The following is a 24,329-nucleotide window of genomic DNA, read 5'->3' on the forward strand; positions in this document are numbered from 1 at the left end:
TACTGCAAAGTGCAGCATGCAGAGTGCAGTATCGCTTAAAGTCCCTCTATGAACCCTTTTGGGAAGTCGACGTCCTTTCACAACGTCAAGACCCGCAAAGTGGCTGTGGCCTGCATCGCTACGGCATTGCTGCTCTCAGCCTGTTCGTCCGCAACCGATCCCGAGTCCCCCTCGTCGTCCCCGCCGACCTCCGCCGGGTCTGCGGACAGCGCCGTCTTGTCTTTCGACAGCGCCGCAATGGATTCCGTCGTCTCCGAGAAGGCAGAAGAGTTCCGTGAGATCGCAATGGTGGTCATGGTCACGACGCCGACGCAGAAGTACGTCAACACATGGGGTTCGGTCAAGGAAGGCGTGAACGAGCCTCCCACTCTGGACACCAAGGTTCGCGTGGGCTCGAACACCAAGACCTGGACCGGTACGGCCATCCTGCAGTTGGTCGACGAAGGCAAGGTTGCGGTAACCGATCCGGTCAGCAAGTTCCGCCCCGATGTCCCCAACGGCGACAACATCACCATCGGCGACCTGCTCGACATGCGTAGCGGCCTGTACAACTACACCGAAACCCTCGAACTCAACCGGGCGCTCGACGAGCAACCGGAGCGAGTGTGGACACCCGAGGAACTGCTGGCAATGGGGCTGAGCCAGCCGCCGTATTTCGCGCCCGACTCCGGTTATCACTACTCCAACACCAATACCGTTCTCCTCGGCTTGATCGCCGAGCAGCTGGACGGCAAGCCGATTCAGCAGATCTTCGCGGACCGATTCTTCGGGCCACTCGCACTGGCAGGGACGTCGTTTCCTGCGAACACCGACACCAGCATCCCGACTCCCTTTGCAGACGGCTACACCTACAGTGGCAACGTCGAAACGCTCGGCGAAGGCAAAGAGGCTCTCCCACAATCTCGCCTCGACGCGATCGCCGCAGGCACCGAAAAACCGACCAACACCACTAGGCACAATCCCTCGTGGACATGGTCTGCAGGTCAGGGAATTTCGACTGCAAACGACATGGCGACATGGGTCAAAGCTCTGGGAACCGGTTCGCTCCTGAGTCCCGCCACACAAGAGTTGCGTTTGAACAGTGTGCAACCCACAGATGGCGAAGGATCTGCAGGATACGGATACGGTATCGCTCAAATGGGTCCGATGTACGGCCACATCGGCGAACTGCCCGGCTACAACTCGTTCATGGGGTACGACCCGGTCAACGACGTGACCTTGGTGGTGTGGGGAAATCTGGCACCCACGGCCGATGGTTTCGCCCCGGCCTCTGCCGTCGCTGCAGCGCTCGTCCCCTTCATCTACGGCAAGCCCGCTCAGGACACATCCGACGACATCGCCGACACCGAGGATGCAAACGGTGAAGGGAAGTAGCACTTGTAGGCTCGGATGTAACCGCGGAACGAAGGGAGCCATGTGGCTCAGCGTGATCTCACACCTACCTCGTACATGATCCTGGGACTGCTGACGGTCAAGGACTGGTCGGCATACGAGATCGCCGAACAGGTCGGACGCGGGGTCGCCGAGTTGTGGCCCAGCGCCGACCGACAGCGATACAACGCCCCCAAAATTCTGCTTGAACGCGGTCTGGTTACGGCGAGCACGGTAACGAAAGGCACTCAGCGCTCCCGCACGGTCTACTCCATCACCGACGAAGGCCGCACAGCGCTGAGTGACTGGCTCGCCACCCAGGCCACACCCCCCGCTTTGCAGTTCGAAGGCATGATCCGCGTGATCTTCGCCAACCAAGGCACGATCGCCGACCTGCGGACCAACCTGACTACCATGCGCGAACAGGCAACTCGGTCTCGAAGTCTGTTCGTCTCACACGCACAACGGATTTCGGCCCCCGAAGCCGGCACACTCCCCCAGCAGAATCATCTGATGGCACTGGCCAACCGGTTCATGATCGGCCACTTCAACCACATCGCCGAATGGGCCGACTGGGCGCTGGAAGAAACTGCTGACTGGCCCGACACAGTGCAACCGGCAACAACCCACCGAAAACGCACCGTCTCCACCCTCGCTCACTCGATAGACGATGGAAGCAGCTAGATCCCCCTCGAAAGCCATCGGACGCCGGTCCGACACCTTCTCGAAACCAGTTCGATCAGCGATCTTGAAGAGAACAGTCCGACGGACGCGGACCGCGGACGAACGATCAGAGAAAGCGGGACCCGCAAAGTCCGGTGACGAACGTGGATTCCAAGTGCACGGCGGGGAAGGATGTCGACAGCCGGCGGAGGCAGCACTGAACGACATTGAATCTGGAGTATTTCCCCTCGGAGTGGTTGGTTCACGGGTAGACGGCGATCTCGATGAGGCTTCCGTCGGGGTCGCGACAATAGTGCGAGACCATCTCGCCGAGGGCACCCAGTTTGGTCACGGGCCCGTCGAGCACCTCGACCCCACAGTTCTCCAGGTGCTCACGGACAGTTCCGGGTGACGCAAGAGTGATGAAGCACAAATCCTCGGAACCTGCCGTCTCGACGGCGCCGGTGGTCCAGGCCGGGTCTTGCTCCGCCGATCCGAGAGGCCTCGGATTGATCTTCTGATCTCCGAACTTCACTGCAGTGCGTGCCGTGGGGCCGATTATCTCGATCGTCATTCCGAGTACCTTCGCGTACCACTGGGCGGTGGCGTCGACGTCACCCCGCCACCGATTGAAACGCGAAACGGCACCGAATCGCCGGTCAAGCGACTAGCGTCGAATCGTATGACTGCACTCAACGCTTTTGCACGTACCGGTGCCGCGGTCTTTGCGGCCCTTGCGATCTCCGGCGTGATGATGCCGGGTACCGCGGCAGCGGCGCCGAGCACGGTTCCGTTCCAGGTCGACCCTTACGTCCCGCTCGTCGACTTGCCCACTCCCCACCTTGCAGCGATCGTCGGCGAAGAACCGGGCGTCGCCGTGCTGCACGTGCAACGCGCACCCGGAGACGGAAACCCCCACTCCGCGGTCGTCCACTGGCTCAGTCTCGGCACCGGAGCGTACGGATCCGCATCATTTCCGACACTGGATGCACAACCCGTCACCATTCGTCCGGGCTCGGGTCAGGTCGTCGCATACGTCGATCCCCAGGCGATCGGAACACCGGGCCTCGGAACCTTCTTCGTGCCCTGACACCTGCGTATCTTCCAGACCGTGGTCCCTGCTCTGACAGGGCCTGTCACCTCGACAGCATCCGGGTCGCGATCCGCAATGCCGAGTCTTCCGCGGCATCCAATGCCCGTGATTGCTCTGACGTGATGTTGTCACACAGCCAATCCCAGTGCATCGTCACCAAGGCGCCGTGGACGGGCGTCGGTGCGAGTGAGCGGCCGTCAACGCTCCATCGCACTCGCTGCGTCACCGGCGTGCCGCGTACGAGTTGCTCACCGTCGAACTCGAGCGGGGACGAAACCACCAACGCGTGCTCCTCACTCACGTCCTCGACCACTCCCCATCTGATCCGGCAGTTCTGGAGGACGGACAGTGGGACCGCACCGCGCTTCCGAAGAAGCTTGACCCACGGATACACCAGAAATACGTGAAAACTGTGATGCGCGAGCGCGCGGTCCCGATCCCCGAGGGCAGGGAGAAACCCGGTGTTCTCGCGTTCACCGAATGCCCCCCTCAAGTGCTGCAACAACGCCCCCGAATCAAGCGAGTCGAGGAGATCACCTCCTACCCAATAGGCTTCGATCACTCGCGGATCGAGAGGATCGTCGATGCCCGCACTTGCGGCCAATGCCTCGAGGTACGGCCACGCACCGTCGAATTGACGAGCGCGATCACGGTCGCCGCTGCCCGAGTTGCCGCTGGCCAGACGAAGCAGCACTGAAGGATCGTCGGGTCCGCAGTAACCCAACTCGTTCGGCGGATACGCGTAGCGGGCAAACAACGACGGCCCGTTCATACCGACGGCAGTCATCAGCAGATCCGCGGAAGTTGTTCACCTGCCGGCAAATCCACTACCCGATTGCCTCCCAATGCCGTACGCGCCACCACCATTCCGCGATGTTCGGCCACGCACTCCCCGATCACGGCAGCTCCCGCACTCAGTGGATTACCGCGCATCGCTTCCAGAATTCGATCGGAGTCTTCTCGCGGAACGAAGGCGATCAACTTACCCTCGTTGGCGACATACAAAGGATCCAAACCGAGTAGCCCACAGGCGTCGCGCACGTCAGCGGGAATCGGCAGATCTCGTTCCACCAGCGCAACACCGATGTTCGACGCTTGAGCGATCTCGTTGAGAGTGGCGGCAACTCCGCCCCGGGTAGGGTCGCGCAAGACATGGATGTCGACGCCGGTGGCAATCATGTCGGCGACCACGCCGTTGAGCGACGCGCAATCACTGCGCACCTCGGTCCCGAATTCGAGACCTTCGCGACAACTCATCACGGCCACCCCGTGAACACCGATGTCGCCGCTGACGATCACGACGTCACCCTCTTGTGCGCGAGTGGGGTTGATGTCCACCCCGTCGGCGACAATCCCGATTCCCGCGGTGTTGATGAAGACTCCGTCGCCGTGACCGGCATCGACAACCTTGGTGTCGCCCGTCACCAGTCGAACGCCGGCAACGTGCGCGGCCCGCCCGAGTGCCTTCGCGATCCCCGCGATGTCGGTCAACGCGGTCCCTTCTTCGAGGATGAATGCCGTCGACATCACCAAGGGTTGTGCTCCCGCCATCGCCAGGTCGTTCACCGTTCCGTTGACCGCAAGATCGCCGATCGTTCCGCCGGGAAATACCATGGGTTTCACGACGTACGAGTCCGTCGAGAAGGCGAGCCGCACCCCGCCGATGTCGAATACAGCCGAGTCTCCGAGCTCGGCATCGGCAGCGCTTCCGAACGAGGGCAGGAACAGATGCTCGATGAGCTCGGCGGACATCGCTCCCCCACCGCCGTGTCCCATGACGATGTTCGGCGAATCACGCAGCGGCAGTGGGCACACCCATGCCGACAGGTCCACGACAGCGGTCTCCTCAGCGGGCATGACCCGCCTCCTGCAGTTCCAGGCGTCGGTACAGGTAGTACGCAGCGCATGCCCCCTCGGACGACACCATCGTGGCACCGAGTGGATTCCGCGGAGTACATTCCTTCCCGAAGGCACTGCACTCGTGTGGCTTGATCAAGCCTTGCAATACTTCACCGGACCGGCAGACACTCGACTCGTCGGTGTGGATATCGGTCACCGAAAAACGTTCTTCCGCATCAAAATACGCATACTTCGGCGCCAGCTGCCAACCACTGTCCGGGATCGATCCGATGCCGCGCCACGTCCGGTCCGACACCGCGAACACATCCTCGAGCATCGCTTTCGCTGCGGTGTTGCCCTCCGCCGTGACAGCACGGGCGTAGGCATTTTCGACCTCGTGTCGACCCGATTCCAACTGCAGCACAGTCTTTCTGATGCCCTCCAGGAGATCCAGCGGCTCGAATCCGGTGACGACGATCGGGACCTTGTACTTCTCGGCGAGGGCCGGGTACTCCGACGTTCCCATCACACTGCACACATGCCCGGCCGCCAGAAATGCCTGGACGCGGCACTCTGGCGAGTCCATTATCGCGGCCATTGCCGGCGGGACCAGAACGTGCGAGACGAGCAGCGAGAAGTTCTTGATACCCAGGCGATTGGCCTGGTAAACGGTCATGGCGTTGGCCGGTGCTGTGGTCTCGAATCCGATCCCGAAGAACACCACTTGCCGGTCCGGATTCTCCTTGGCAATAGTCAGTGCATCCAACGGTGAGTACACCACGCGAACGTCGCCGCCGGCGCTCTTGATCCGGAACAGATCCGACGAACTCCCCGGAACTCGCAACATGTCCCCGAAGGAACAGAAAATGACATCGGGCTTTGCTGCGATTTCGAGAGCTTTGTCGATGATCTCGAGCGGCGTGACACAGACCGGGCAACCAGGTCCGTGAATCATCTCGATCTGCTCTGGGAGTAGTTGATCGATGCCGTGCCTGATGATCGAATGTGTCTGACCACCACACACTTCCATGATCGCCCATCGGCGCGTGGCCAGCGCGCGGATCTGATCCAGCAGTTTGCCGGCCAGTTCCGGATCGGAGAACTCGTCCAGATACTTCATGATTCCGTCTCCTTCGGTTCGATCCCGGCGGCCCGGGCAGCCCTGGCGAACCCGTCACCGAATTCCTCTTCGAGTACGCCGAGGTGTTCGAACTCCGCCAGCGTGCTGCGTGCGGATTCCTCGTCGAGTCGTTGGATGGCAAATCCGACGTGCACCACGACGTACTCGCCGACTCGGGCGCCCGGAATGTATTCGAGGCACACTTCTTTTCGGACGCCACCGAAGTTCACCACCGACATCGTCGTTCCGTCGCGTTCCTCCAAGGACTCGATACGTCCTGGTACAGCTAGGCACATGGCACAACTCCTGACCTCATGACGAACTCCCGACCAGCACTTGGCCGTAGGCGAGACCACCGTCGTTCGGTGGTAACTGCAGTCCTGTCAACGGCGTGAATCCAGCTTCTCCGAGCAGGGCACACGCCCGGACGAGCAGGAGGGGGTTCTGAAAGACGCCTCCGGTGAGAACTACCTCGTCCACTCCCGCCAGGTCGCGGCCACGGATTGCCCACTCGACTACGAGGTAAGCGACAGACTCGTGGAAGCGCGCGCCGATCACGTCGGCGGGCACCTTCGCTCGGAGATCACGGACAACGGCCCGAATGACCGACCTCGGATCAGCTGTCCAGGAATCGTCGTCCGACTGCACCCAGTCGAAGGTGTACCGCGACGGGGCGCAGTCGACTCCCCTCGAAATGCCCTCCAGTTCGATGGCGGCCTGCGCTTCGTAGTCGACGCTCTGACGAACCCCGGTCAGCGAGGAGACTGCGTCGAACAACCGCCCCATGCTGGAGGTGTCCACACACCCGAAACCGGTTTCCAACTGGTGAAGTAGGACCGACTGCTCTCGTGGCGGACAGGCCGCCACCGGCGCCAGGTCGGATTCCCAGTCCAACCCGGCATGCCAGAGGTGGGCGAGCGCCATTCGGTACGGTCGTTCCACTCCGGCATCGCCCCCTGGCAGCGGTACGTATCCCAGATGCGCGAGACGGCGATAACCCTTGTACGTCGCCAGCAGCAATTCCCCTCCCCACACTGCGCCGTCCGCCCCGTAACCGGTGCCGTCGAACGCTATTCCGAGAACCGGTTCGCTCCCGTCCCGGCCGTTCTCCCCCATCACGGAAGCCACATGTGCGTGGTGATGCCCGACGACGCGCACCGGTCGGTCTCCACTACGACTGCGAGCCCACGAGGACGAGCGATACCGAGGATGCTCGTCACAGGCAATCTGGTGCGGCACTACTCCGGTGATCGACTCGAAGTGACTCTCCGAGGCAGCAAAACTGTCGAGGACAGCGAGGTCGCCCATGTCTCCGATGTGCTGACTCGGCCAGACATACGCACCCTCGGCAAGACAGAAGGTGTTCTTCAGATCGGCCCCGACCGCCAAGGTGGGCGGTAGATCGAACGGCGCCGCAACGGGCAGCGGTGCATATCCGCGCGAGCGACGAAGCAACTGTCGTCCACTGCCGACTATTCGCATCACCGAGTCGTCACACGGCATCAAGATCGGACGGTTGTGGGTCAACACCCCGTCGGCCAGGTCACCCACCCGTTCGAGATCGTCGTCGGAATACAGAATTGGCTCGCCACCGATGTTCGCCGACGTCATCACCAACGCCGCGGGGCCCGCAGCGTCTCCCGCCAACCCGAGAAGAAGATGCTGAATCGGATTGTAGGCCAGCATGATTCCGATGTCCGGAATGCCTGGGGCAATCGAGGGAGACGGCGTGTATCCAGACGCTTTGGCAACCAGCACTATGGGACGCTCGCGCGAGGACATGGCATCGGCCTCGGCATCCCCGACCACACCCAGCGCTCTGGCTTCTCTCACATCGCGCACCATCACCGCCAACGGCTTGCTCGGTCGATGCTTGCGGTCACGCAATTCGTGAACCACGCGATCATCACGCGCATCGCAGGCCAAGTGGAATCCTCCAATTCCCTTGACAGCAAGAATCTTCCCGTCTCGTAGCAGCGATCGGGCTCGTAGCAGTGCACCCTCGCCGGTCTCCGTGGGCGCGTCGCCTTCCACGAACGAAAGCGTTGGACCGCACTCCGGGCAGGCAATCGGTTGCGCATGAAACCGGCGGTCGGAGGGATCCACGTACTCCGCCGCACAGTTCGCGCACAACGGGAACCGCTTCATCGTCGTAGCGGCCCGGTCGTAGGGCATCGACTCGATGATCGTGAATCGTGGACCACAATTGGTGCAGGTGATGAAGGGATGACGATATCGCCGATCGCTCGGATCAGTCAGCTCCCGCAGGCAGTCGTCGCAGATCCCGACATCGGCCGGCGCCAAGGTTCGCCCGACCGCCCCCGCATCCGTCTCGATGATGCAAAACCCCTGACGACCTAGCGGCGGCGAGTCCTCGCGCTCTATCGACTCCACTCGTGCCAGCGGTGGGGGGCGGTTTCGCACCCGAGCGACAAACGCATCGATTGCCTGTCCGTCGCCTTCGATGTCGATCACGACCCCGAGAGCAGAATTTCCCACCGAACCCGACAGTCCCAGTTCGGTCGCAGTCGCGTGAACGAACGGCCGGAATCCCACCCCCTGGACTACGCCACGAACGATGACACGGCTGGCGACCATCATGTCCCGACCTCGCCGGTACGAGTACCGGACTCGTCGATCTCACCGTCTTGACCACGGCCCATCAGTTCGAGGCCGGCCCGGGCGCGCTGTGCTCCCTGTTCGTCGACCTTCTCGACTGCAAAGCCCATGTGGATCACCACCCAGTCACCTGCCGTGACGGTGCCTTCGTCGAGCATCCCGATGTTGACCTTGCGCGGTGCACCTTCCACGTCGACGAGGGCGAGTTGACCGCCGTATCCGTCCAGTAGTTCGCGTACCCGTCCCGGAATCCCCAGACACATGACTCACACCTCCGGCCCCAAAGTGGTGGCATCACAATCCACGTCGATCGACCGGACGAGTGCCATCACCGCAGAGGCGGCTTGCCCTACCGAATCACGCATCTCTGTGCTCAATCCGATTCCGTCGCCGACCGATTTCGCGTGTGCCCCCACCACGAACGTCCGCGGGAGTGTTCCGCCGAGGGCCTGCAGGCTGGCAAACACCGAACTCGGATGCATGGAATGTGCGTCGAAACCTCCTTGCGAGCCTTCACTTTCTGGGTCCACTTCGATGATCGCAAGCTTCCCCGGCACTCCGGTCACCGGTAATGCGTCGATCAGCACCAGCGCGTCCCACGACTCCAACAAGTCGTATGCCAGATGCACACCACGAATCCCGTAGTCGACCAGGCGAACCCCCGTCGGGAGATTCTCATGCTGCAACGCTCGAACAACTTCGGGGCCGAATCCGTCGTCTTCGAGAAATATGTTTCCGACGCCTGCAATCAGCACGCGCACAGTGCTTTACATCTTTCGCATTCGCAGATAGCGCTGGATGTCCGGCATCGACACCACCAGAACGATCGCGGCTGCGATCGCGGTGGCGCCGAGAAGTGCCGTCGACAGCAATCCCATGCTCCTCATGGCGGGTTCTCCTCTCGATAGCAGTGAAGTCCGAAAGCTGTGAAGTCCGATAGCTGTGAAGTCCGACAGCGTGAAGTACGTCAACTCGCGCCGTCTCGCGGCACCGGCTCTATCTCGTCCGGCGCGAAGTACAGGTAGCGGCCGTACCAGTTGTGCAGATCGGCGGCCGGGTCGTCCAAGAGCGTCACCCCAACATGAATGTCGCCGTCCACGTCTTCATGAATGGTGGCGACGTGGGCGATCCGGCCGTCGAAGAACAGGTCCTGAGCATCAGCGCGACGTGAGGGGTGAAGCCGAACCGTACTTCCACCACAGACGCGGACGCCGTTGATCAATACTGCGTCGGTGCGTGGTTGAACACTGGTGTCGGCTTCCGGCGTCCACCAGTCCACGCCGTCAGGCACCTCGGGTATCAGATCAGAACCGGCAATCGAATCTCGCAGCACGCCGTGCAGGCCGGCTAGATCGTCGGCCGTCAAGCTCTCACATCGATCGATGATGTCGGCAGCTTTCGAGTCGGTAGCCCGCGCCCGCGCCTTTTCCTCTTCGGTCATGGCGAGAATTCTCAGGGTGAGAATTTCGTCGATCTCCGTCGAGTCGAACAGGGATCCTTCGCTCTGCGGCGCAATCTCGGGAAAGTCGTACAAGATGATCGGTGACACCAGAACGGTGGGCGATGTACCGGGGTGAGTCGGATCCTCGGTCCCCGCAAGCACTGGATAACAGCGATTTTGGCGCAGCGGCTCCGAGTGATCTGGTTCGTCGAACAACGACACGAACTTCGAGCCTGCGCAGGTCAAAATGACGTGAGTGCCGAGCATCGACTGCGCCGTGGCCGTGCCCTTGTCCCTCATGTCGACGCTCGTGTCGTTCATGATGCTCACGGAGATCACCCTGCGTCTGTCCCCTGCGGAGGCGTTCAATTCCAAGCGGCCAGTCACCGGAAGCCGTGTCCGAACGACCCGTCCGACTACCCGGCCCCGAGAATCCGCCAGAGTCTCTCCGTCGACAACTCCCGCCGCACAGAAGGATTCTTCGACGCCGGCCTCGAGTTCGTCCAGACCCCACGGACCCAAGACGATCTCGGATTCGGTGGCTTCGTCCCACGAGATCGCCTCGTGCCCGTCGACTACCAACCGATCCACCGGAATCCACGCGCCGCCGGCGCCGAGTCGTTCAACCGTCCGCGACTGGTGGTGCAAAAATCTCACCGTCGCCGTTACTTCGGCGCCGTTCCGCTCGAGTTCGCCGAGCAGACATTGGGCGGACATCGACGGTTCCTCGCCGACTCCGTCACCGGCGGCGCCGGGCGGTCCGAGAACCCCGAACTGCCAACGGGATTGATTCTTCGCCGAGCCGGCCCGGTAAGGATAGAGAAGATATCCCTCGTACAGGACAGCGTCGGCCACGGCCCGAACGTCGTGATCCATCTCAGTTCGGGTCATCGGGGCACCTCGCTCGCCGTCAGCAACTGCCGCACGGCTGATTCGAGGTCCGTGAGGCCGTGCGCTGCCTTGAATCGCACGAGATCGGCAATCGTCTCATGGTCGAGGCGTACCCACCCAGAGGCCGGATAATGCGTGGCCATCAGCTGTTTCCACACGTCGACCGGCAATTCGTAGGCAGCAGATCTGTCCCACGGGATCTGCTGTACCGAGAAACCGCGCTGCCCGTCGGTGAATACGGTTCCGCTCAGTAGAACCACGATCGGAATCGTTCCGTCACGGAGTGCGTGCATGTACTTCGACGCCGTCACCGAGAAGTCGTACGTACACGCCATGGGTAAGGCCGCGACCGTTGTTTCCGTGAATCCCTGAACGACCGCGGAACACTCCATCCACAAGAAGGTTCGCAGCGTACTCGACCAACGCTCCCGCGGACCGAACAAATCGCGCAGGGCGTCGCCTTCCTCGTCGGAGTACGGCCGGCGGTGCGGTTCGATTCGAACCTGTGCGCGTAGAGCGACTGCTCGGACGGTCGCGCCGGTAGTCTCCGACATCCTCAATCTCACCGTCAGATTTGGTGTAACCGCATACGGTTCCACCTCCACGTTGTCGACCGAGAAGTCGAGGACGGTCATGCCAATCTGCTTCGCGCCTCGACGCGCCCGAAGAACTCGTCCACCGCGCGTGCGGCATCCTGGCCACCGTCGAATCCGCGCCACACGGTGCGCAGCCTGCCCACCAGCTCGTAGCAGGCGTCGATGGGAACAACGAAGCATCTCGGCGATTGTCCTGACGTGGGCACCGAGACAATCAACGCCTCGACGTCGGCCCGCATCTGCGAGAGCCCCGGATTCTCCGCGAGCACAGTCTCGAACGAGTCGATGGGCAACTCGGATTCGGTAGCTCCGGCAGGTCCCGGATAGAAGACTATGTACTTGTCGAGGAGTGAGTTCCGAAAGAAGAATGCCAGGCCGACGGGAATTTCCAGGGACTCCCACCGGCCAGGGGCGAGTTCGAAGCCTGGAAATTCGAGATACCGATCGGGAACCGCTTTGTATCGGAGATCCGCGTCGACCGGCGCAAAGAGCAGATAGCAGGGACGGCACACGCACATCAGGCTCCGGACCTGTACGTCCACGACGTGTTGGTGTTCGTCACCTATGCCCGCCGCGCACATCTCACACAGCGGCCCGGTCGGAACGGCGCGCGTCGAGGCGATTCGCGTGAGCACCTCTCCCACAGTGGTTTTCATGACCAGGCTTCGTCCACGGCTAGGTCACCGGCAACACGGAATCGTCGGCAAGCGCGACCGAGAGCACACCGTCGCGAATAAGCACCGGCAGAGGCGCCAGGTGCTCGGAGCCGGTGCCGACCCGCGCACCCGCTCCGTACACGCTGAAGTGGGCAGAGCACGTCGGACAGGTAAGGACAGCGGCGTCTCGGACAGGAAGGCCCATCATGCGTTCGAGCACAGCCCCCGCCATCGAATGGTCACATACGGGGCAATGGTCGCGATACGCGTACAGATCGTCACCGGAGCGGCAGACCAACAGATCGGTATCCGATACCCGGAAACCCGCGACCTCACCCGCGTCGACTTCGGCAAATTCGGGGACCTCCACCCAGTGCGCGCCTCCCCCGTCGGCGTGTACGTGCGAGAACAGGGACTCGACCGAGATCACACCCGACTTCAGCTCGTGCGAATCCGGTGTTTCGACGTCGATTCCGGTGGTCTCGGGTGCCGCCGCCTGCACCGCGTCCTGGACCGCGGTTTCGAGGGTCACCGACGACGAAGGGCAACTGTTACAGCTTCCGAGAAGCCGTAGCCGCACCACGCCGTCCGCCACCTCGATCAGTTCGACGTCCCCGCCGTGCGAGCCGAGGTACGGACGCACGCTGTCGAGCGCAGTGCGTACGCGGGTCTCGACGTCGTGCGGGTGAAGTCCGTGCACCAGTAGGAGGCTCGACACCAGATCGTCGCGAACCATCGCATCCATCATGGCCGGATCCGCCAGTGCGACGGTGCGTTCGAGTGCGGCGCCGTACAACTGCACGACCTCGCGGACCAGTTGCTCGGCGCGATCCCTGGCCACCGGGCCTGCACCGGCATTGGCCTGTAACAACGTCTCGATGCGCTCACCTGCTCCGCGCCAGTAGTCGGCCGATTGCTCCATCGATCACTCCCCGGTCACGGACTGCGTCGGAGAGTGCAACTTCTCCAGGGTCTTACCGCCGCCGAGATACATGTGAACACCACACGGCAGACAGGGATCGAAACTACGCACGGTCCGCATGATGTCTATGCCCTTGAAGTGGTCTCGATCGTTCTCCTCGAAGATCGGCTGACCCTGCACGGCATCCTCGTACGGACCGGGGGTTCCGTAGCTGTCGCGCGGGCTCGCATTCCACGGGGTCGGTGGGTACGGGTGATAGTTCGCGATCTTGCCGTCACGAATCACCATGTGATGTGAGAGAACTCCGCGGACGGCTTCGGTGAATCCGCAACCGATTCCCTCGTCCGGAACCTCGAACGACTCCCACGTCTTGGTACGGCCTGCCCGGATCTCGACAAGCGCCTTCTCTGCGAAGTGAAGGGCAGCCGCTGCTGCGTATGCCTGGAAATACGTTCGCGCACGGTTCCTTTCGAGAGTATTGCTGCCATGCTCTGGAATCTTCCACTCGAGCGAGACAGGACCCTTCAGTGCTGTTTTCGGAAGATTGATCTTCACACTGTGTCCGGTCGACTCCAGGTATCCGATGTCGACCAGGCCGGCAAGAGCGGTGCTCCACAGACGAGCCAATGCTCCCCCGCCGGTATCCAGAGCGAGGTTGTCTTTTCCGTCGAACCATCGCGGTGACATGACCCAGCTGTACTTGTCCTCGAGGTTCCGCTTCTGCGGGTGAGGGTTGGTGTGTTGATTCCACGGGTGCCGGCGATCGACCGGGTTACCCAGCGGATCGGTCTTGACGAACATCTCCTGATCACTCCAGTCCTCGTAATACGAGGACCCCAGCATGATTCGGATACCGAGGTTGATGTCCACCAGATCCGTGGTGACCAACTTTCCGTCGACAACCACACCGGGAGTGACAAACATCTTCCGGCCCCAGTCGGTCATGTCCTTGTACGAGAAATTGCAGTACTCGGGGTCTTGGAACGATCCCCAACAACCCAGCAGGGTCCGCCGCAGGCCAACCTTCTCGTAACCAGGCAGCGCCTGGTAGAAGAAGTCGAACAGGTCGTCGTGCATCGGCACGACCTTCTTCATGAATTCGACGTACCGCATCAGCCGCGACATGTAGTCCGTCATCAGTTCGATCGTCGCGACGGTGCCGACGCCGCCGGGATAGAGCGTCGACGGGTGGACGTGCCTACCCTCCATCAAGCAGAACATTTCGCGAGTCGAACGCGAGACTTGCAACGCTTCGCGATAGAACTCACCCGTGAACGGATTGAGAGTCCGCATGATGTCCGCGATCGTGCGATAACCGTGCTGCTCCTCGTGCGGGCAGCGCGTGTTCTCTGCCTGCGCCAGCACACCGGGATTCGTCTCGGAGACCATCTTCTCGCAGTAGTCGACTGCGACCAGATTCTCTTGAAAAATGTTGTGGTCGAACATGTACTCGGCGGCCTCGCCGAGATTGACGATCCACTCGCCCAGATGCGGCGGCTTGACGCCGTACGCCATGTTTTGTGCGTAGCACGAGCATGTGGCGTGATTGTCACCGCAGATGCCGCAGATACGACTGGTGATGAAATGCGCGTCGCGCGGGTCCTTCCCCTTCATGAACAGGGAATACCCACGAAAGATCGACGACGTGCTGTGGCACTCCACCACTTCGCGATTGGCGAAGTCGATCTTGGTGTAGATACCCAGACTGCCGACGATTCGGGTGATGGGGTCCCACGCCATCTCGACAAGACCGTCGCGGTCCGCAGTCGAGGTGGGTTCGGGAACGATGGCCGTCATTGCAGTGCCTCCCAGAGACGTTGCTCACGAACTGATTTGAAGGTATCCGGTCGGTCACCACGTACGCGTCGCACCGGTGAGCAACTTCGACCCGCGCTCGCGCCAGTGCGGTTCCTTGTCCAACGTGTGACCGGTGATCCGGCGCAGACTGTGGATCACGGACCCGTACATTCCCACCGCATTGGTGGAGAGTTTGCCGCCAGGTGGTTCATCCATGAACGGCATGAATTTGTCCGGGAATCCCGGCATCGTGCAGCCGATGCAGATCCCGCCGACATTAGGGCACCCGCCGACTCCGTTTATCCAACCACGTTTGGGGACATTGCATTTCACGACCGGTCCCCAACATCCCAGCTTGACGATGCACTTCGGCGACCCGTACTCCGTCGCGAACTCGCCCTGCTCGTAGTACCCGCCACGGTCACAGCCCTCGTGAACGGTGGCACCGAAAAGCCACTGCGGGCGGAGGGATTCGTCCAAGGGAATCATCGGCGCCTGATCAGTGGCCATGTACAGAAGATAGGTCAGGGTCTCGGAGAGGTTGTCCGGCTGAATGGGACACCCGGGAACGCACACGATCGGGATGCCCGCCTTCGATTTCCAGGTCCACCCGAGATAGTCCGGCACGCCCATCGCACCGGTCGGATTGCCGGCCATCGCATGTATGCCGCCGTAGGTTGCGCACGTGCCGACCGCAACTACCGCAGTGGCTTTCGGTGCCAGCTTGTCGAGCCATTCGCTCGTGGTGACCGGTTGGCCGGTTTCGCGATTGTTTCCGAAACCACACCAGTACCCCTCGTCGTGAAGTTTCTCGTTCGGTATAGATCCTTCGACAACAAGAACAAAGGGTTCCAATTCTCCCCGGTCGGCTTTCCAGAACCATTCCAGGAAATCGTCAGCGCCGCCCTGCGGTCCACATTCGAAGTCGATGAGCGGCCAATGAACCGCCACCTGAGGCAGGCCGGGCAACGCACCGAGCGCGATCTCCTCGATACTGGGTTGCGTGGCCGCGGTGAGCGCCACCGAATCACCGTCGCAACTGAGACCGGCATTGATCCACAGCACGTGGATCAGAGTTTCTTCCGCTTTGGCCGCTGCGCTTTCGGGGGTAGCTGCGCTTTCGGAGGCAGGTTCCGCCGTGGTGCCAGCAGTCGATTTTTGTGTGTCCATGTCAGCCGCTTTCACGGGTGCACTTGCGCCTGATTCTCGGCGCCGCTACTGCCTGACACGCTATGGCCTCAAATTGCTGCGGCACCGAAACGCTGACGCCACCGGAGTCGAACCTCGGCCCACTTGCGTGGCACCCACTCATTTCATTAACTACCCGAGCAGATCAGTTGTCAACGGCCACCGGAGAAATCGCCGAACGACTACCGATCCACTCGTACCACTCGTCCATGCCTTCACCTGTCGTGGCCGATAGAACAACAACGCGCACAGCAGGATTGAGGATTTTCGCTTGCGCGACACAGGCATCGACGTCGAACTCGACGTACGGGAGCAAGTCGATCTTGTTGATCACAACGAGGTCCGCGACGGCAAAGATGTGCGGGTACTTTTTCGGCTTGTCGCCCCCCTCCGGCGTCGATATTAGGACAACCTTGCCTTCCTCACCCAGGTCGAAGAGCGCGGGGCACACCAGGTTTCCTACGTTTTCGATCAGAAGCAGCGACTCGTCCGCGGGGTCCAAGGCGCGCAGCGCGCGGTCGATCATCTCGGCATCGAGGTGACAGCCCGCCCCCGTGTTGACCTGGACCACTGACGCGCCGGCGTCACGAATCCGCTCGGCGTCGAGCCGGGTTTCCTGGTCACCTTCGATCACGGCAATCGGTCGTTGTCGTCCTAGTTCCCGGATCGTTCGCGCCAGCAATGTGGTCTTACCCGCGCCGGGCGAACTCATGATGTTGAGCGCCGTGATTCCGCGGCCCCGCATCCACTCACGATTGTGAACCGCAATGCCGTCGTTCTTGGCAAGCACCTGCTGCTCGAGAATTACAGTGTGGTCGGAGTGACCGTGCCCATGGTCGTGGTCGTGGTCGTGGTCGTGGTCGTGGTCGTGGTCGTGGTGGTGACCGTGCCCATGGCTGTCGTCCTGCTCGTGTTCTCCGCCTGCGACGACCGACACCCGAGGTCCCGTGGTGTCCCCGCACCCACACGTCGCACACATGCTCAGCTCACTTCCATCGACAGGATCCGCAACTCGCGGCCGGCAAGCACCTCGACATCAGCACTGCCGCACCCACACAACAAGAACATGTCGGGCGGCGAGAAGGTCACGCCACAGCTATTGCATCGCGCGCTGGTTGCAATCTGATCGATGTGCAAGCTGGCACCCTCGGCGTGAGTACCCGCCGTGACAACGTCGAAGCAGAACAGCAGAGAGTGTGGAACCACTGCGCAGAGTTGCCCTACTTCCAGCCGCACACTCGATACTCGTCGCTCGCCGGCACGCTCGCACACAGCTTCGACCACACTCTGCGCAATAGACAGCTCGTGCACGGTGAAACCCACGATTCGTGATCCGGAAACCTCCCTTCCACGATAAGCACCAACCGCCGCTGTAGGTAACCCGTACATACAAAACAGGCTGCGATCCGCAACTACTTGCGGATCGCAGCCTGTGACAGCGTTTTTGACGAACGGAAACCTCTCGGCTAGCCGGTCGTAACTTGTGTCGTTGTTGTTGTTGATGTTGTCGTTGTCGTGGTCGCGGCGGGCGGTGCACTCGACTCGACTGAAGTCGACGGCGCCACGGTTGAAGTCACACTCGGCGTCGCGGCCGGCGCAACGGATGTCGTCGTCGGAGCCGCGGGTGCCGGTACTGCAGATTCCGAACCTGCGGGTGCGGGTTGTACCGCTTCGCCCGTGGTTGTGGTGGGCTTGGCCGAGTCGGTAACCGAAGGCGAAGCAGCCAAGGCGTCGATGGCATCCGCCATCTCTTCGGCGGTCGGCTTCGCCGACGAATCGACCGGCTTGCCGTCCTGCGCCTGCTTGGCCAGATAGGTCAGCCACGCCGCTGCGTACTCCGCTGATGTCAGGGGCTTGCCGTTTGCAGCATCCGAATCACGCCAGTAGTCGAAGTGGTGACCGACATCCGGGCCCAAGGTCAGGCCGTACGGATCGTTCATGACTACGGGGATGGTGTTCTGGTTCGTGGCGATGAGGCCGACGATTTCCTTGAACAGCTTCTGCGGCAGGTACGCCAACGGCGACACTTCCTCAGTGGAAACCGAGTCCTTTGCGACCGGCGTCGTGGTGGCCTCGCTCGGCTTGTACGCCGGATCGGACACCTTCAGCAAGACGTCGAGGAAGGTTTCGTCGCTCTGCATCCAGGTGGGATTGCTCGAGATGTCGTTGAAGGCGTCGAACATCACTCGTCCCATCACGACCGCGATGTCCATGCCGGTGGCGGGCGTCAGATTCTGCGCTTGCAACTGGTCGACGTTGAGCTGCCGACCGACGTTTGCCGCCAGAATCAGGAGTGAAATGTTCTCGGGAGCTGCGCAGGTGAGGTCGCCGTCAGAGCAGAACGACGCAATCTTGCCGTTCAGGGCCCCGAAATCTCCGCTGGTGCCTGGAAGTGCCCCGGATCCGGAAGCGGTGTTCTTTCCGTTCTGATATTGCTGGTTGAAACCGTTCGGGTTCGCGTACGGGTTCTCGGAGCCGGGGAACGGCCCCTCGCCCGCGAGTCGACCAGCGTCGGCGAAGATGACCACACCGACGACGTTGTCCGGATTGATGCCGGAGGTGCTCGACTCCGAGCCGATGTCCATCGCGACGCGGCGCACTACGTCAGCGCCTTCGCTGTAGCCGACAATCGAGAACTTCGTGTTCGGGCAGGCCGCGCTGATTGCCTTCATCACAGCGCGGGTGTTGTCCGCGCCCGTCGTCACGGCCTCTTCGTAACTGTCCATGTTTGCGGGATACGCGATGTAGACGGAGGCGTACGAGCCGTCCTTGACCGAACCGGCGGGCGCCTTGAGTACCGGGTCGACCCAGTAACTGCTGTAGTCGTCTGTGAGCGCCGCCGGGAGGAGTGTCGTTCCATCCGCACCGACGAGCATCTTCGTTGTGCCCTCGACCGGCGTGTCTCCGCGACCGGCAACACCGATCCCGACCGTGTCGTGGCACTCGGTGACAGACGCGGTCAACTCGGTCTCGATCGTCTGCGATTGCGGAGAATCCACGGCAACTGCGACCGCCACCAACGCGGCCACGCCGAGCGCTGCGGGCGCTACTGCACCCGCCAGTATTCGATGTCGCGAAAAGAACCCACGAACCGGCATATCTTCTCCCCAATCAACTTTTGGAAAACGTACGACCGACCCCCGGGGCGTCACGCAACGTCATTCGAGTAGTCGTCCAGTATGAGAGAAGCGTTACAGGAGGTAACGATTTCAGTCGAAAATAATGACCTGTCGGATTGCTTTTCCGTCCGCAAGTTCGTCCATGCCGGAATTGATGTCGTCCAACTCGATTCGCGAGGAGATGAGCTTCTCGACCGGCAGCTTCCCGTCCCGCCACAATTGCGCGTAGATCGGGATGTCGCGGGCGGGGACCGCGGATCCGAGGTAACTGCCGATGATGGTCCGCGCTTCGGCCACCAGCCCGAGCGGCGAGATCGACGAGCGCGCATCAGGCGCAGGCAACCCGACCGTGACGGTCGTGCCACCCGCTGCCGTCGCGGCCACGGCTGTCTCGAACGCCCGAGCATTTCCCGCAGCTTCGACGACGATGTCTGCGCGAACGCCACTCTCGGACAGGCCTGACGGTGTGAAGACCTCGGTCGCGCCCAGTTCCAGCGCCTGAGCCAGCTTGGACTCCAGTGCATCGACGCCTATGACGTTCTCGACCCCGAGTGCCCGCGCCGTCAGGATTGCGGCCATCCCGACGCCGCCCAAGCCGACCACCATCACGGTGTCCGCCGGGCGAGGCTTGGCCGCGTTGAGTAGCGCTCCCCCGCCGGTCAACACCGCGCAACCGAGTACGGCTGCAATCTCGGCCGGAATATCGTCTTCGACGGCAACTACGGACTTGGCGTTGACCACCGCATGCGTCGCGAAACCCGAAACGCCGAGATGATGTTTGACGCTCTCGCCGGAGCGCCGCAGTCGTTGCGCGCCACCGAGCAAACTGCCGTCGTTGTTGGCGGAACTACCCACCGTGCACGGCATCCGGCCGTCAGTGGCGCATCCCGCGCACTCGCCACACCGCGGAAGAAAAGTCATCACGACGCGGGTGCCCACCGACAACGAATCAACGCCGTCGCCGAGTTCGACGATTCGACCAGCTGCCTCGTGGCCCAGCAACATCGGCACGGGGCGAACGCGATTCCCGTCGACCACGGAGAGGTCGGAGTGACAAAGCCCGGCAGCTTCGATCTTGACGAGGATCTCACCCGGGCCCGGGGATTCGAGGTCGAGTTCCGAAATCGAAATCGGAGTCGACTCCGCAAAGGGACGCTCCCGGCCGATCTCTTCGAGCACTGCACCACGGATCTTCAACTGCACACCCCGATTTCGATAGTTCGAACTACTTGCCCACGATCCCGCGTACCGACGCAGGGAGGTCACGAACCCGCTTGTACGGGCCGACGACGGCGGCCGCAAAAGGCCTGGTCAAGAGCACCTGCGCCACCTCGAGCACCTCTTCGGAGGTAACCGCGTCGATGGTCGCGAGCGTCTGCGCAACACTGCGATGGTTGCCGTAATTCAGTTCACTGCGACCGATACGGTTCATGCGTGAACCTGAATCTTCCAGTGCCAGAACCAATCCGCCGCGCAACGATCCCTTGGCACGGGCGATCTCGGCATCGGTGATTCCGTCCGTCGCCACGTTCGCAAGTACCTCGCGGATCACTGTGGCAACCTCCCCGAGGTTCTCCGGCTGGCAACCCGCGTACACGGAGAACGCTCCGGTGTCCGCGAAGGTGTCTACGCCGGAATAGACGGAGTACGCAAGCCCACGCTTCTCGCGAATCTCTTGGAACAGACGAGAACTCAGCCCGCCGCCCACTGCGGCGTTGAGAACAGACAGGGCCCAGCGATGACCCTCGTGCCGACCGAACGCGCGTACTCCGAGCGCAAGGTGGACCTGCTCGCTGTCGCGGTGGGTCAAGCTCAGTTCAGGCATCGTTCGCAAACGCAGAGTGCCTTCGCGCCGCGGCGCCGGCTTGACTCCACGCTCGAGATGCCCGGCGAATGCACGGCGAGCCAGCGTCACAACCTGCTTGTGGTCGACGTTCCCCGCTACTGCCAGCACCATCCGCTGCGGCGTGTAACGCCGAACATGGAAGGAATGCAACTGATTGCGCGACATCGACTCGATCGATTCGACGCTACCGATGATGGGACGACCGACAGGATGATCTCCGAACAACGCGGTCAGGAAGGCGTCGCCGAGCAGGTCTTCCGGATCGTCGTCTCGCATCGCGATCTCTTCGAGCACTACTTGCCGCTCGACGTCGACATCCGCAGTTCTGCAGCGCCCACGCAGTACGACGTCGGCAACAAGGTCCACCGCCATCGGGAGGTCCTCGTCGATCACGTGCGCGTAGAAACAGGTGTGTTCCTTCGACGTGAATGCATTGAGTTCGCCGCCCACACCATCCATGACCTGCGCGATGTCCAACGCGGTCCGTGACGGCGTCGACTTGAACAACAGATGCTCGAGAAAATGCGCGGCACCGGCCACACTCGGCTGCTCGTCGCGGGAACCGACTCCGACCCACACGCCGACGGAGGCGGAACGCACACCGGGGATGAATTCGGTGACGACGCGCAGGCCGCCGGGCAGGACCGTGCGCTGCACTCCCGATTCAGGAGTCGCATCGATCGGCGATTTCAGCACAGCGCTGCGGCTGCGCGTGGTGTTGGGAGTGGTCTTTGCCATGAAAAGGTTCAGCAGTCCTCGGTGCAAGTGTTGAATCAGGTATCTACAGGCTCGTGTCTACAGACAGTACAGATGCGGCCCCGCACGGAAATCCGCGCGGGGCCGCATCAGAGTACGAGTGAGATCTACTCGGAAGCAGCCTCGTCGGCGGCCGGAGCGGCAGCCTCGTCGTTGCCCTCTTCGACCGGGATCAGCGAGATCTTGCCACGTGCATCGATGTCGGCGATCTCGACGCGGATCTTGGATCCGACGTTGACCACGTCTTCGACCTTGGCAATGCGCTTACCGCTGCCCAGCTTCGAGATGTGCACCAGTCCGTCGCGTCCCGGCAGGAGCGAAACGAAGGCACCGAAGGCGGTGGTCTTGACGACCGTGCCCAGGAACCGTTCGCCGACCTTGGGGAGCTGCGGGTTGGCAATGGCGTTGATCATGTCGATCGCGGCCTGTGCAGACGGTCCATCGGTGGCGCCGACGAACACGGTGCCGTCGTCTTCGATGGAGATGTTGGCACCGGTCTGCTCGGTGATGGAGTTGATCATCTTGCCCTTGGGGCCGATGACCTCACCGATCTTGTCGACGGGGACCTTGATGGCCGTCACGCGGGGAGCGAACGGGCTCATCTCGTCCGGGGTGTCGATGGCTTCCGCCATGACCTCGAGGATCGTGGTCCGTGCATCCTTCGCCTGCGAGAGTGCTCCGGCAAGAACCTGCGACGGGATGCCGTCGAGCTTCGTGTCCAGCTGCAGGGCCGTGACGAAGTCCTTGGTGCCTGCGACCTTGAAGTCCATGTCGCCGAAGGCGTCTTCGGCGCCGAGGATGTCGGTCAGAGCGACGTAGCGGGTTTCACCGTCGACCTGGTCGGAGACCAGACCCATGGCGATACCGGCAACCGGAGCGCGAAGCGGCACACCGGCGTTGAGCAGTGCGAGCGTGGACGCACACACCGAGCCCATCGAGGTGGAACCGTTGGAGCTCAGAGCCTCGGAGACCTGGCGAATCGCGTAAGGGAACTCTTCGACGCTGGGTAGAACGGGCATGAGAGCGCGCTCGGCGAGTGCACCGTGACCGATTTCGCGACGCTTCGGCGAACCGACGCGACCCGTCTCACCGGTGGAGTACGGCGGGAAGTTGTAATGATGCATGTAGCGCTTGGTGGTCTCGGGACCGAGCGAGTCGACCTGCTGAGCCATCTTGACCATGTCGAGAGTGGTGACACCCAGGATCTGGGTCTCGCCGCGCTCGAACAGTGCGGAGCCGTGTGCGCGCGGGATGATCGCGACCTCGGCGGACAGCGAACGGATGTCCGTGACGCCGCGGCCGTCGATGCGGAACTGATCGCGCAGGATGCGCTGGCGAACCAGCTTCTTGGTGAGCGAGCGGAACGCTGCTCCCAGTTCCTTCTCGCGGCCTTCGAAGTTGGGTGCAACCTGCTCGAGAACCTCGACCTTGACCTCGTCGGTCTTGTCGTCGCGTTCCTGCTTGCCGGCGATTGTCAGTGCGGCATTGAGCTTTTCGGACGCAGCAGCCTCGACGGCAGCAAAAACGTCGTCCTGGTACGCCGGGAAGACCGGGTAGTCACCCGTGGGCTTTGCAGCCTTGGATGCCAGTGCTGCCTGAGCAGCGCACAGGCGTGCGATGAACGGCTTGGCGGCCTCGAGGCCCTCGGCGACGATGGCCTCGGTCGGTGCCTGAGCGCCGTCGGCGATCTTCGCGATGACGTTGTCGGTGGCCTCGGCCTCGACCATCATGATCGCTACGTCGGCGTTGTCACCGCTGCCGGACACGACGCGGCCGGCTACGACCATGTCGAAGACGGCGTTCTCGAGCTGATCGACCGTCGGGAATGCAACCCACTGGCCGGCCTTGTTGTCCTCGGAGACGATGAGTGCAACACGCACGCCACCGACGGGTCCGGAGAACGGCAGGCCCGCGATCTGCGTCGACGCAGAAGCGGCGTTGATGGCCACGACGTCGTACAGATCCTGCGGGTTGAGGCTCATGACCGTGACGACGACCTGGATCTCGTTACGGAGACCGTCGACGAAGGACGGGCGCAGCGGCCGGTCGATGAGGCGGCAAGTCAGGATCGCGTCGGTGGAGGGGCGTCCCTCACGACGGAAGAACGAACCGGGGATGCGGCCCGCTGCGTACATACGCTCTTCGACGTCCACCGTCAGGGGGAAGAAGTCGAAGTGCTCCTTGGGGTGCTTGCTGGCGCTCGTGGCGGACAGCAGCATGGTCTCGTCGTCCAGGTAAGCAACGACGGCGCCGGCGGCCTGCTGAGCAAGGCGTCCGGTCTCGAAACGGATGGTACGGGTACCGAAGGACCCGTTGTCGATCACGGCGGTGGATTCGAACACGCCTTCGTCGACCTCTACTACGGAATTCTCTGTCATTCTTTTCTCTTCACTTCCCTCTCGTCTTCGCCGT

The 24,329-nt window shown here is 62.1% G+C and carries 23 protein-coding genes and 1 pseudogene; 3 read left to right on the top strand and 21 right to left on the bottom strand.

The genetic code is table 11. The features are described 5' to 3' along the window. Positions 1-48 precede the first annotated feature (48 nt). Together ABX74_RS17365 and ABX74_RS17370 are read left to right on the top strand one after the other, a co-directional pair. Positions 49-1,374, top strand: a complete 1,326-nt coding sequence (locus ABX74_RS17365; RefSeq protein WP_047889309.1) for a serine hydrolase domain-containing protein — start codon at positions 49-51, stop codon at positions 1,372-1,374. 42 nt (positions 1,375-1,416) lie between these two features. Then, positions 1,417-2,055: a PadR family transcriptional regulator gene (locus tag ABX74_RS17370; RefSeq protein ID WP_020969422.1), complete on the top strand. Its 639-nt coding sequence runs from the start codon at positions 1,417-1,419 to the stop codon at positions 2,053-2,055. Between the two features lie 241 nt (positions 2,056-2,296). Here the strand turns inward: ABX74_RS17370 and ABX74_RS17375 are convergent. Beyond that, positions 2,297-2,656: pseudogene (locus ABX74_RS17375) on the bottom strand (VOC family protein); the annotation flags it as partial. A 60-nt stretch (positions 2,657-2,716) separates the two neighbouring features. On the opposite strand from ABX74_RS17375, the gene ABX74_RS17380 reads away from it, so the two are divergent. Beyond that, a complete protein-coding gene (locus tag ABX74_RS17380) occupies positions 2,717-3,124 on the top strand; it encodes a hypothetical protein (RefSeq protein ID WP_019748092.1) in 408 nt (135 codons plus the stop codon). Positions 3,125-3,170: 46 nt separating this feature from the next. On the opposite strand, the gene ABX74_RS17385 is transcribed toward ABX74_RS17380, so the two are convergent. From ABX74_RS17385 to ABX74_RS17480, 20 genes are all read right to left on the bottom strand, one after another. Then, positions 3,171-3,914, bottom strand: a complete 744-nt coding sequence (locus tag ABX74_RS17385; protein ID WP_019748091.1) for a DUF6390 family protein — start codon at positions 3,912-3,914, stop codon at positions 3,171-3,173. Then, complete coding sequence (gene hypE, locus ABX74_RS17390; protein ID WP_019748090.1) at positions 3,914-4,984, bottom strand: hydrogenase expression/formation protein HypE; 1,071 nt, start codon at positions 4,982-4,984, stop codon at positions 3,914-3,916. The genes ABX74_RS17385 and hypE overlap by 1 nt, the downstream gene beginning before the upstream one ends. Then, the gene (gene hypD, locus ABX74_RS17395; RefSeq protein ID WP_019748089.1) at positions 4,974-6,086 is read right to left on the bottom strand and encodes a hydrogenase formation protein HypD; all 1,113 of its coding nucleotides are present in this window, start codon (positions 6,084-6,086) and stop codon (positions 4,974-4,976) included. The genes hypE and hypD overlap by 11 nt, the downstream gene beginning before the upstream one ends. Then, positions 6,083-6,382, bottom strand: a complete 300-nt coding sequence (locus ABX74_RS17400) for a HypC/HybG/HupF family hydrogenase formation chaperone (protein WP_020907459.1) — start codon at positions 6,380-6,382, stop codon at positions 6,083-6,085. Before ABX74_RS17400 ends, hypD begins: the two co-directional genes overlap by 4 nt. A 16-nt stretch (positions 6,383-6,398) precedes the next feature. Further along, complete coding sequence (hypF, locus tag ABX74_RS17405; RefSeq protein ID WP_019748087.1) at positions 6,399-8,687, bottom strand: carbamoyltransferase HypF; 2,289 nt, start codon at positions 8,685-8,687, stop codon at positions 6,399-6,401. Further along, the gene (locus ABX74_RS17410) at positions 8,684-8,968 is read right to left on the bottom strand and encodes a HypC/HybG/HupF family hydrogenase formation chaperone (RefSeq protein ID WP_019748086.1); all 285 of its coding nucleotides are present in this window, start codon (positions 8,966-8,968) and stop codon (positions 8,684-8,686) included. Before ABX74_RS17410 ends, hypF begins: the two co-directional genes overlap by 4 nt. Before the next feature lie 3 nt (positions 8,969-8,971). Further along, on the bottom strand, positions 8,972-9,466 hold the full coding sequence (locus ABX74_RS17415; protein WP_019748085.1) for a hydrogenase maturation protease: 495 nt from the start codon (positions 9,464-9,466) through the stop codon (positions 8,972-8,974). A 6-nt stretch (positions 9,467-9,472) separates the two neighbouring features. Then, on the bottom strand, positions 9,473-9,592 hold the full coding sequence (locus ABX74_RS30915) for a DUF6893 family small protein (protein WP_003942178.1): 120 nt from the start codon (positions 9,590-9,592) through the stop codon (positions 9,473-9,475). A gap of 80 nt (positions 9,593-9,672) precedes the next feature. Beyond that, entirely contained in the window at positions 9,673-11,037 is a 1,365-nt protein-coding gene (locus ABX74_RS17425) for a hypothetical protein (RefSeq protein ID WP_019748084.1), read from the bottom strand. Beyond that, positions 11,034-11,672, bottom strand: a complete 639-nt coding sequence (locus ABX74_RS17430; protein WP_019748083.1) for a DUF6084 family protein — start codon at positions 11,670-11,672, stop codon at positions 11,034-11,036. The genes ABX74_RS17425 and ABX74_RS17430 overlap by 4 nt, the downstream gene beginning before the upstream one ends. Continuing rightward, positions 11,669-12,289: a DUF5947 family protein gene (locus ABX74_RS17435; protein ID WP_019748082.1), complete on the bottom strand. Its 621-nt coding sequence runs from the start codon at positions 12,287-12,289 to the stop codon at positions 11,669-11,671. The genes ABX74_RS17430 and ABX74_RS17435 overlap by 4 nt, the downstream gene beginning before the upstream one ends. Positions 12,290-12,308: 19 nt before the next feature. Beyond that, entirely contained in the window at positions 12,309-13,211 is a 903-nt protein-coding gene (locus ABX74_RS17440; protein WP_019748081.1) for a NifU family protein, read from the bottom strand. Between the two features lie 3 nt (positions 13,212-13,214). After that, positions 13,215-15,008, bottom strand: coding sequence for a nickel-dependent hydrogenase large subunit (locus tag ABX74_RS17445; RefSeq protein WP_019748080.1), 1,794 nt, complete (start codon positions 15,006-15,008; stop codon positions 13,215-13,217). A gap of 54 nt (positions 15,009-15,062) precedes the next feature. Further along, positions 15,063-16,178, bottom strand: a complete 1,116-nt coding sequence (locus ABX74_RS17450; RefSeq protein ID WP_020969412.1) for a NiFe hydrogenase small subunit — start codon at positions 16,176-16,178, stop codon at positions 15,063-15,065. Between the two features lie 163 nt (positions 16,179-16,341). Further along, positions 16,342-17,175: a hydrogenase nickel incorporation protein HypB gene (hypB, locus tag ABX74_RS17455; protein WP_047889310.1), complete on the bottom strand. Its 834-nt coding sequence runs from the start codon at positions 17,173-17,175 to the stop codon at positions 16,342-16,344. A 2-nt stretch (positions 17,176-17,177) separates the two neighbouring features. Continuing rightward, positions 17,178-17,507: a hydrogenase maturation nickel metallochaperone HypA gene (locus ABX74_RS17460; RefSeq protein WP_020907448.1), complete on the bottom strand. Its 330-nt coding sequence runs from the start codon at positions 17,505-17,507 to the stop codon at positions 17,178-17,180. A gap of 155 nt (positions 17,508-17,662) precedes the next feature. Continuing rightward, complete coding sequence (locus ABX74_RS17465; RefSeq protein WP_047889311.1) at positions 17,663-19,294, bottom strand: cutinase family protein; 1,632 nt, start codon at positions 19,292-19,294, stop codon at positions 17,663-17,665. A 111-nt stretch (positions 19,295-19,405) separates the two neighbouring features. Then, a complete protein-coding gene (locus ABX74_RS17470; RefSeq protein WP_189637342.1) occupies positions 19,406-20,512 on the bottom strand; it encodes an alcohol dehydrogenase catalytic domain-containing protein in 1,107 nt (368 codons plus the stop codon). A 28-nt stretch (positions 20,513-20,540) separates the two neighbouring features. Beyond that, on the bottom strand, positions 20,541-21,899 hold the full coding sequence (locus ABX74_RS17475; RefSeq protein WP_019748074.1) for a M16 family metallopeptidase: 1,359 nt from the start codon (positions 21,897-21,899) through the stop codon (positions 20,541-20,543). 125 nt (positions 21,900-22,024) lie between these two features. Beyond that, the gene (locus ABX74_RS17480) at positions 22,025-24,295 is read right to left on the bottom strand and encodes a polyribonucleotide nucleotidyltransferase (protein ID WP_020907444.1); all 2,271 of its coding nucleotides are present in this window, start codon (positions 24,293-24,295) and stop codon (positions 22,025-22,027) included. Between the last annotated feature and the right edge of the window lie 34 nt (positions 24,296-24,329).

Source organism: Rhodococcus sp. ARP2 (assembly GCF_001029585.1).
GTDB classification, from domain to species: Bacteria; Actinomycetota; Actinomycetes; order Mycobacteriales; family Mycobacteriaceae; genus Rhodococcus_F; species Rhodococcus_F erythropolis.

Excerpts from the sequence above, each read along its gene's own strand:
- ABX74_RS17365 (WP_047889309.1), top strand. The coding sequence starts at position 49 with ATGAACCCTTTTGGGAAGTCGACGTCCTTTCACAACGTCAAGACCCGC.
- ABX74_RS17380 (WP_019748092.1), top strand. The coding sequence starts at position 2,717 with ATGACTGCACTCAACGCTTTTGCACGTACCGGTGCCGCGGTCTTTGCG.
- ABX74_RS17385 (WP_019748091.1), bottom strand. The coding sequence starts at position 3,914 with ATGACTGCCGTCGGTATGAACGGGCCGTCGTTGTTTGCCCGCTACGCG.
- hypE (WP_019748090.1), bottom strand. The coding sequence starts at position 4,984 with ATGCCCGCTGAGGAGACCGCTGTCGTGGACCTGTCGGCATGGGTGTGC.
- hypD (WP_019748089.1), bottom strand. The coding sequence starts at position 6,086 with ATGAAGTATCTGGACGAGTTCTCCGATCCGGAACTGGCCGGCAAACTG.
- ABX74_RS17400 (WP_020907459.1), bottom strand. The coding sequence starts at position 6,382 with ATGTGCCTAGCTGTACCAGGACGTATCGAGTCCTTGGAGGAACGCGAC.
- hypF (WP_019748087.1), bottom strand. The coding sequence starts at position 8,687 with ATGATGGTCGCCAGCCGTGTCATCGTTCGTGGCGTAGTCCAGGGGGTG.
- ABX74_RS17410 (WP_019748086.1), bottom strand. The coding sequence starts at position 8,968 with ATGTGTCTGGGGATTCCGGGACGGGTACGCGAACTACTGGACGGATAC.
- ABX74_RS30915 (WP_003942178.1), bottom strand. The coding sequence starts at position 9,592 with ATGAGGAGCATGGGATTGCTGTCGACGGCACTTCTCGGCGCCACCGCG.
- ABX74_RS17425 (WP_019748084.1), bottom strand. The coding sequence starts at position 11,037 with ATGACCCGAACTGAGATGGATCACGACGTTCGGGCCGTGGCCGACGCT.
- ABX74_RS17430 (WP_019748083.1), bottom strand. The coding sequence starts at position 11,672 with ATGACCGTCCTCGACTTCTCGGTCGACAACGTGGAGGTGGAACCGTAT.
- ABX74_RS17435 (WP_019748082.1), bottom strand. The coding sequence starts at position 12,289 with ATGAAAACCACTGTGGGAGAGGTGCTCACGCGAATCGCCTCGACGCGC.
- ABX74_RS17440 (WP_019748081.1), bottom strand. The coding sequence starts at position 13,211 with ATGGAGCAATCGGCCGACTACTGGCGCGGAGCAGGTGAGCGCATCGAG.
- ABX74_RS17445 (WP_019748080.1), bottom strand. The coding sequence starts at position 15,008 with ATGACGGCCATCGTTCCCGAACCCACCTCGACTGCGGACCGCGACGGT.
- ABX74_RS17450 (WP_020969412.1), bottom strand. The coding sequence starts at position 16,178 with ATGGACACACAAAAATCGACTGCTGGCACCACGGCGGAACCTGCCTCC.
- hypB (WP_047889310.1), bottom strand. The coding sequence starts at position 17,175 with ATGTGTGCGACGTGTGGGTGCGGGGACACCACGGGACCTCGGGTGTCG.
- ABX74_RS17465 (WP_047889311.1), bottom strand. The coding sequence starts at position 19,294 with ATGCCGGTTCGTGGGTTCTTTTCGCGACATCGAATACTGGCGGGTGCA.
- ABX74_RS17475 (WP_019748074.1), bottom strand. The coding sequence starts at position 21,899 with ATGGCAAAGACCACTCCCAACACCACGCGCAGCCGCAGCGCTGTGCTG.
- ABX74_RS17480 (WP_020907444.1), bottom strand. The coding sequence starts at position 24,295 with ATGACAGAGAATTCCGTAGTAGAGGTCGACGAAGGCGTGTTCGAATCC.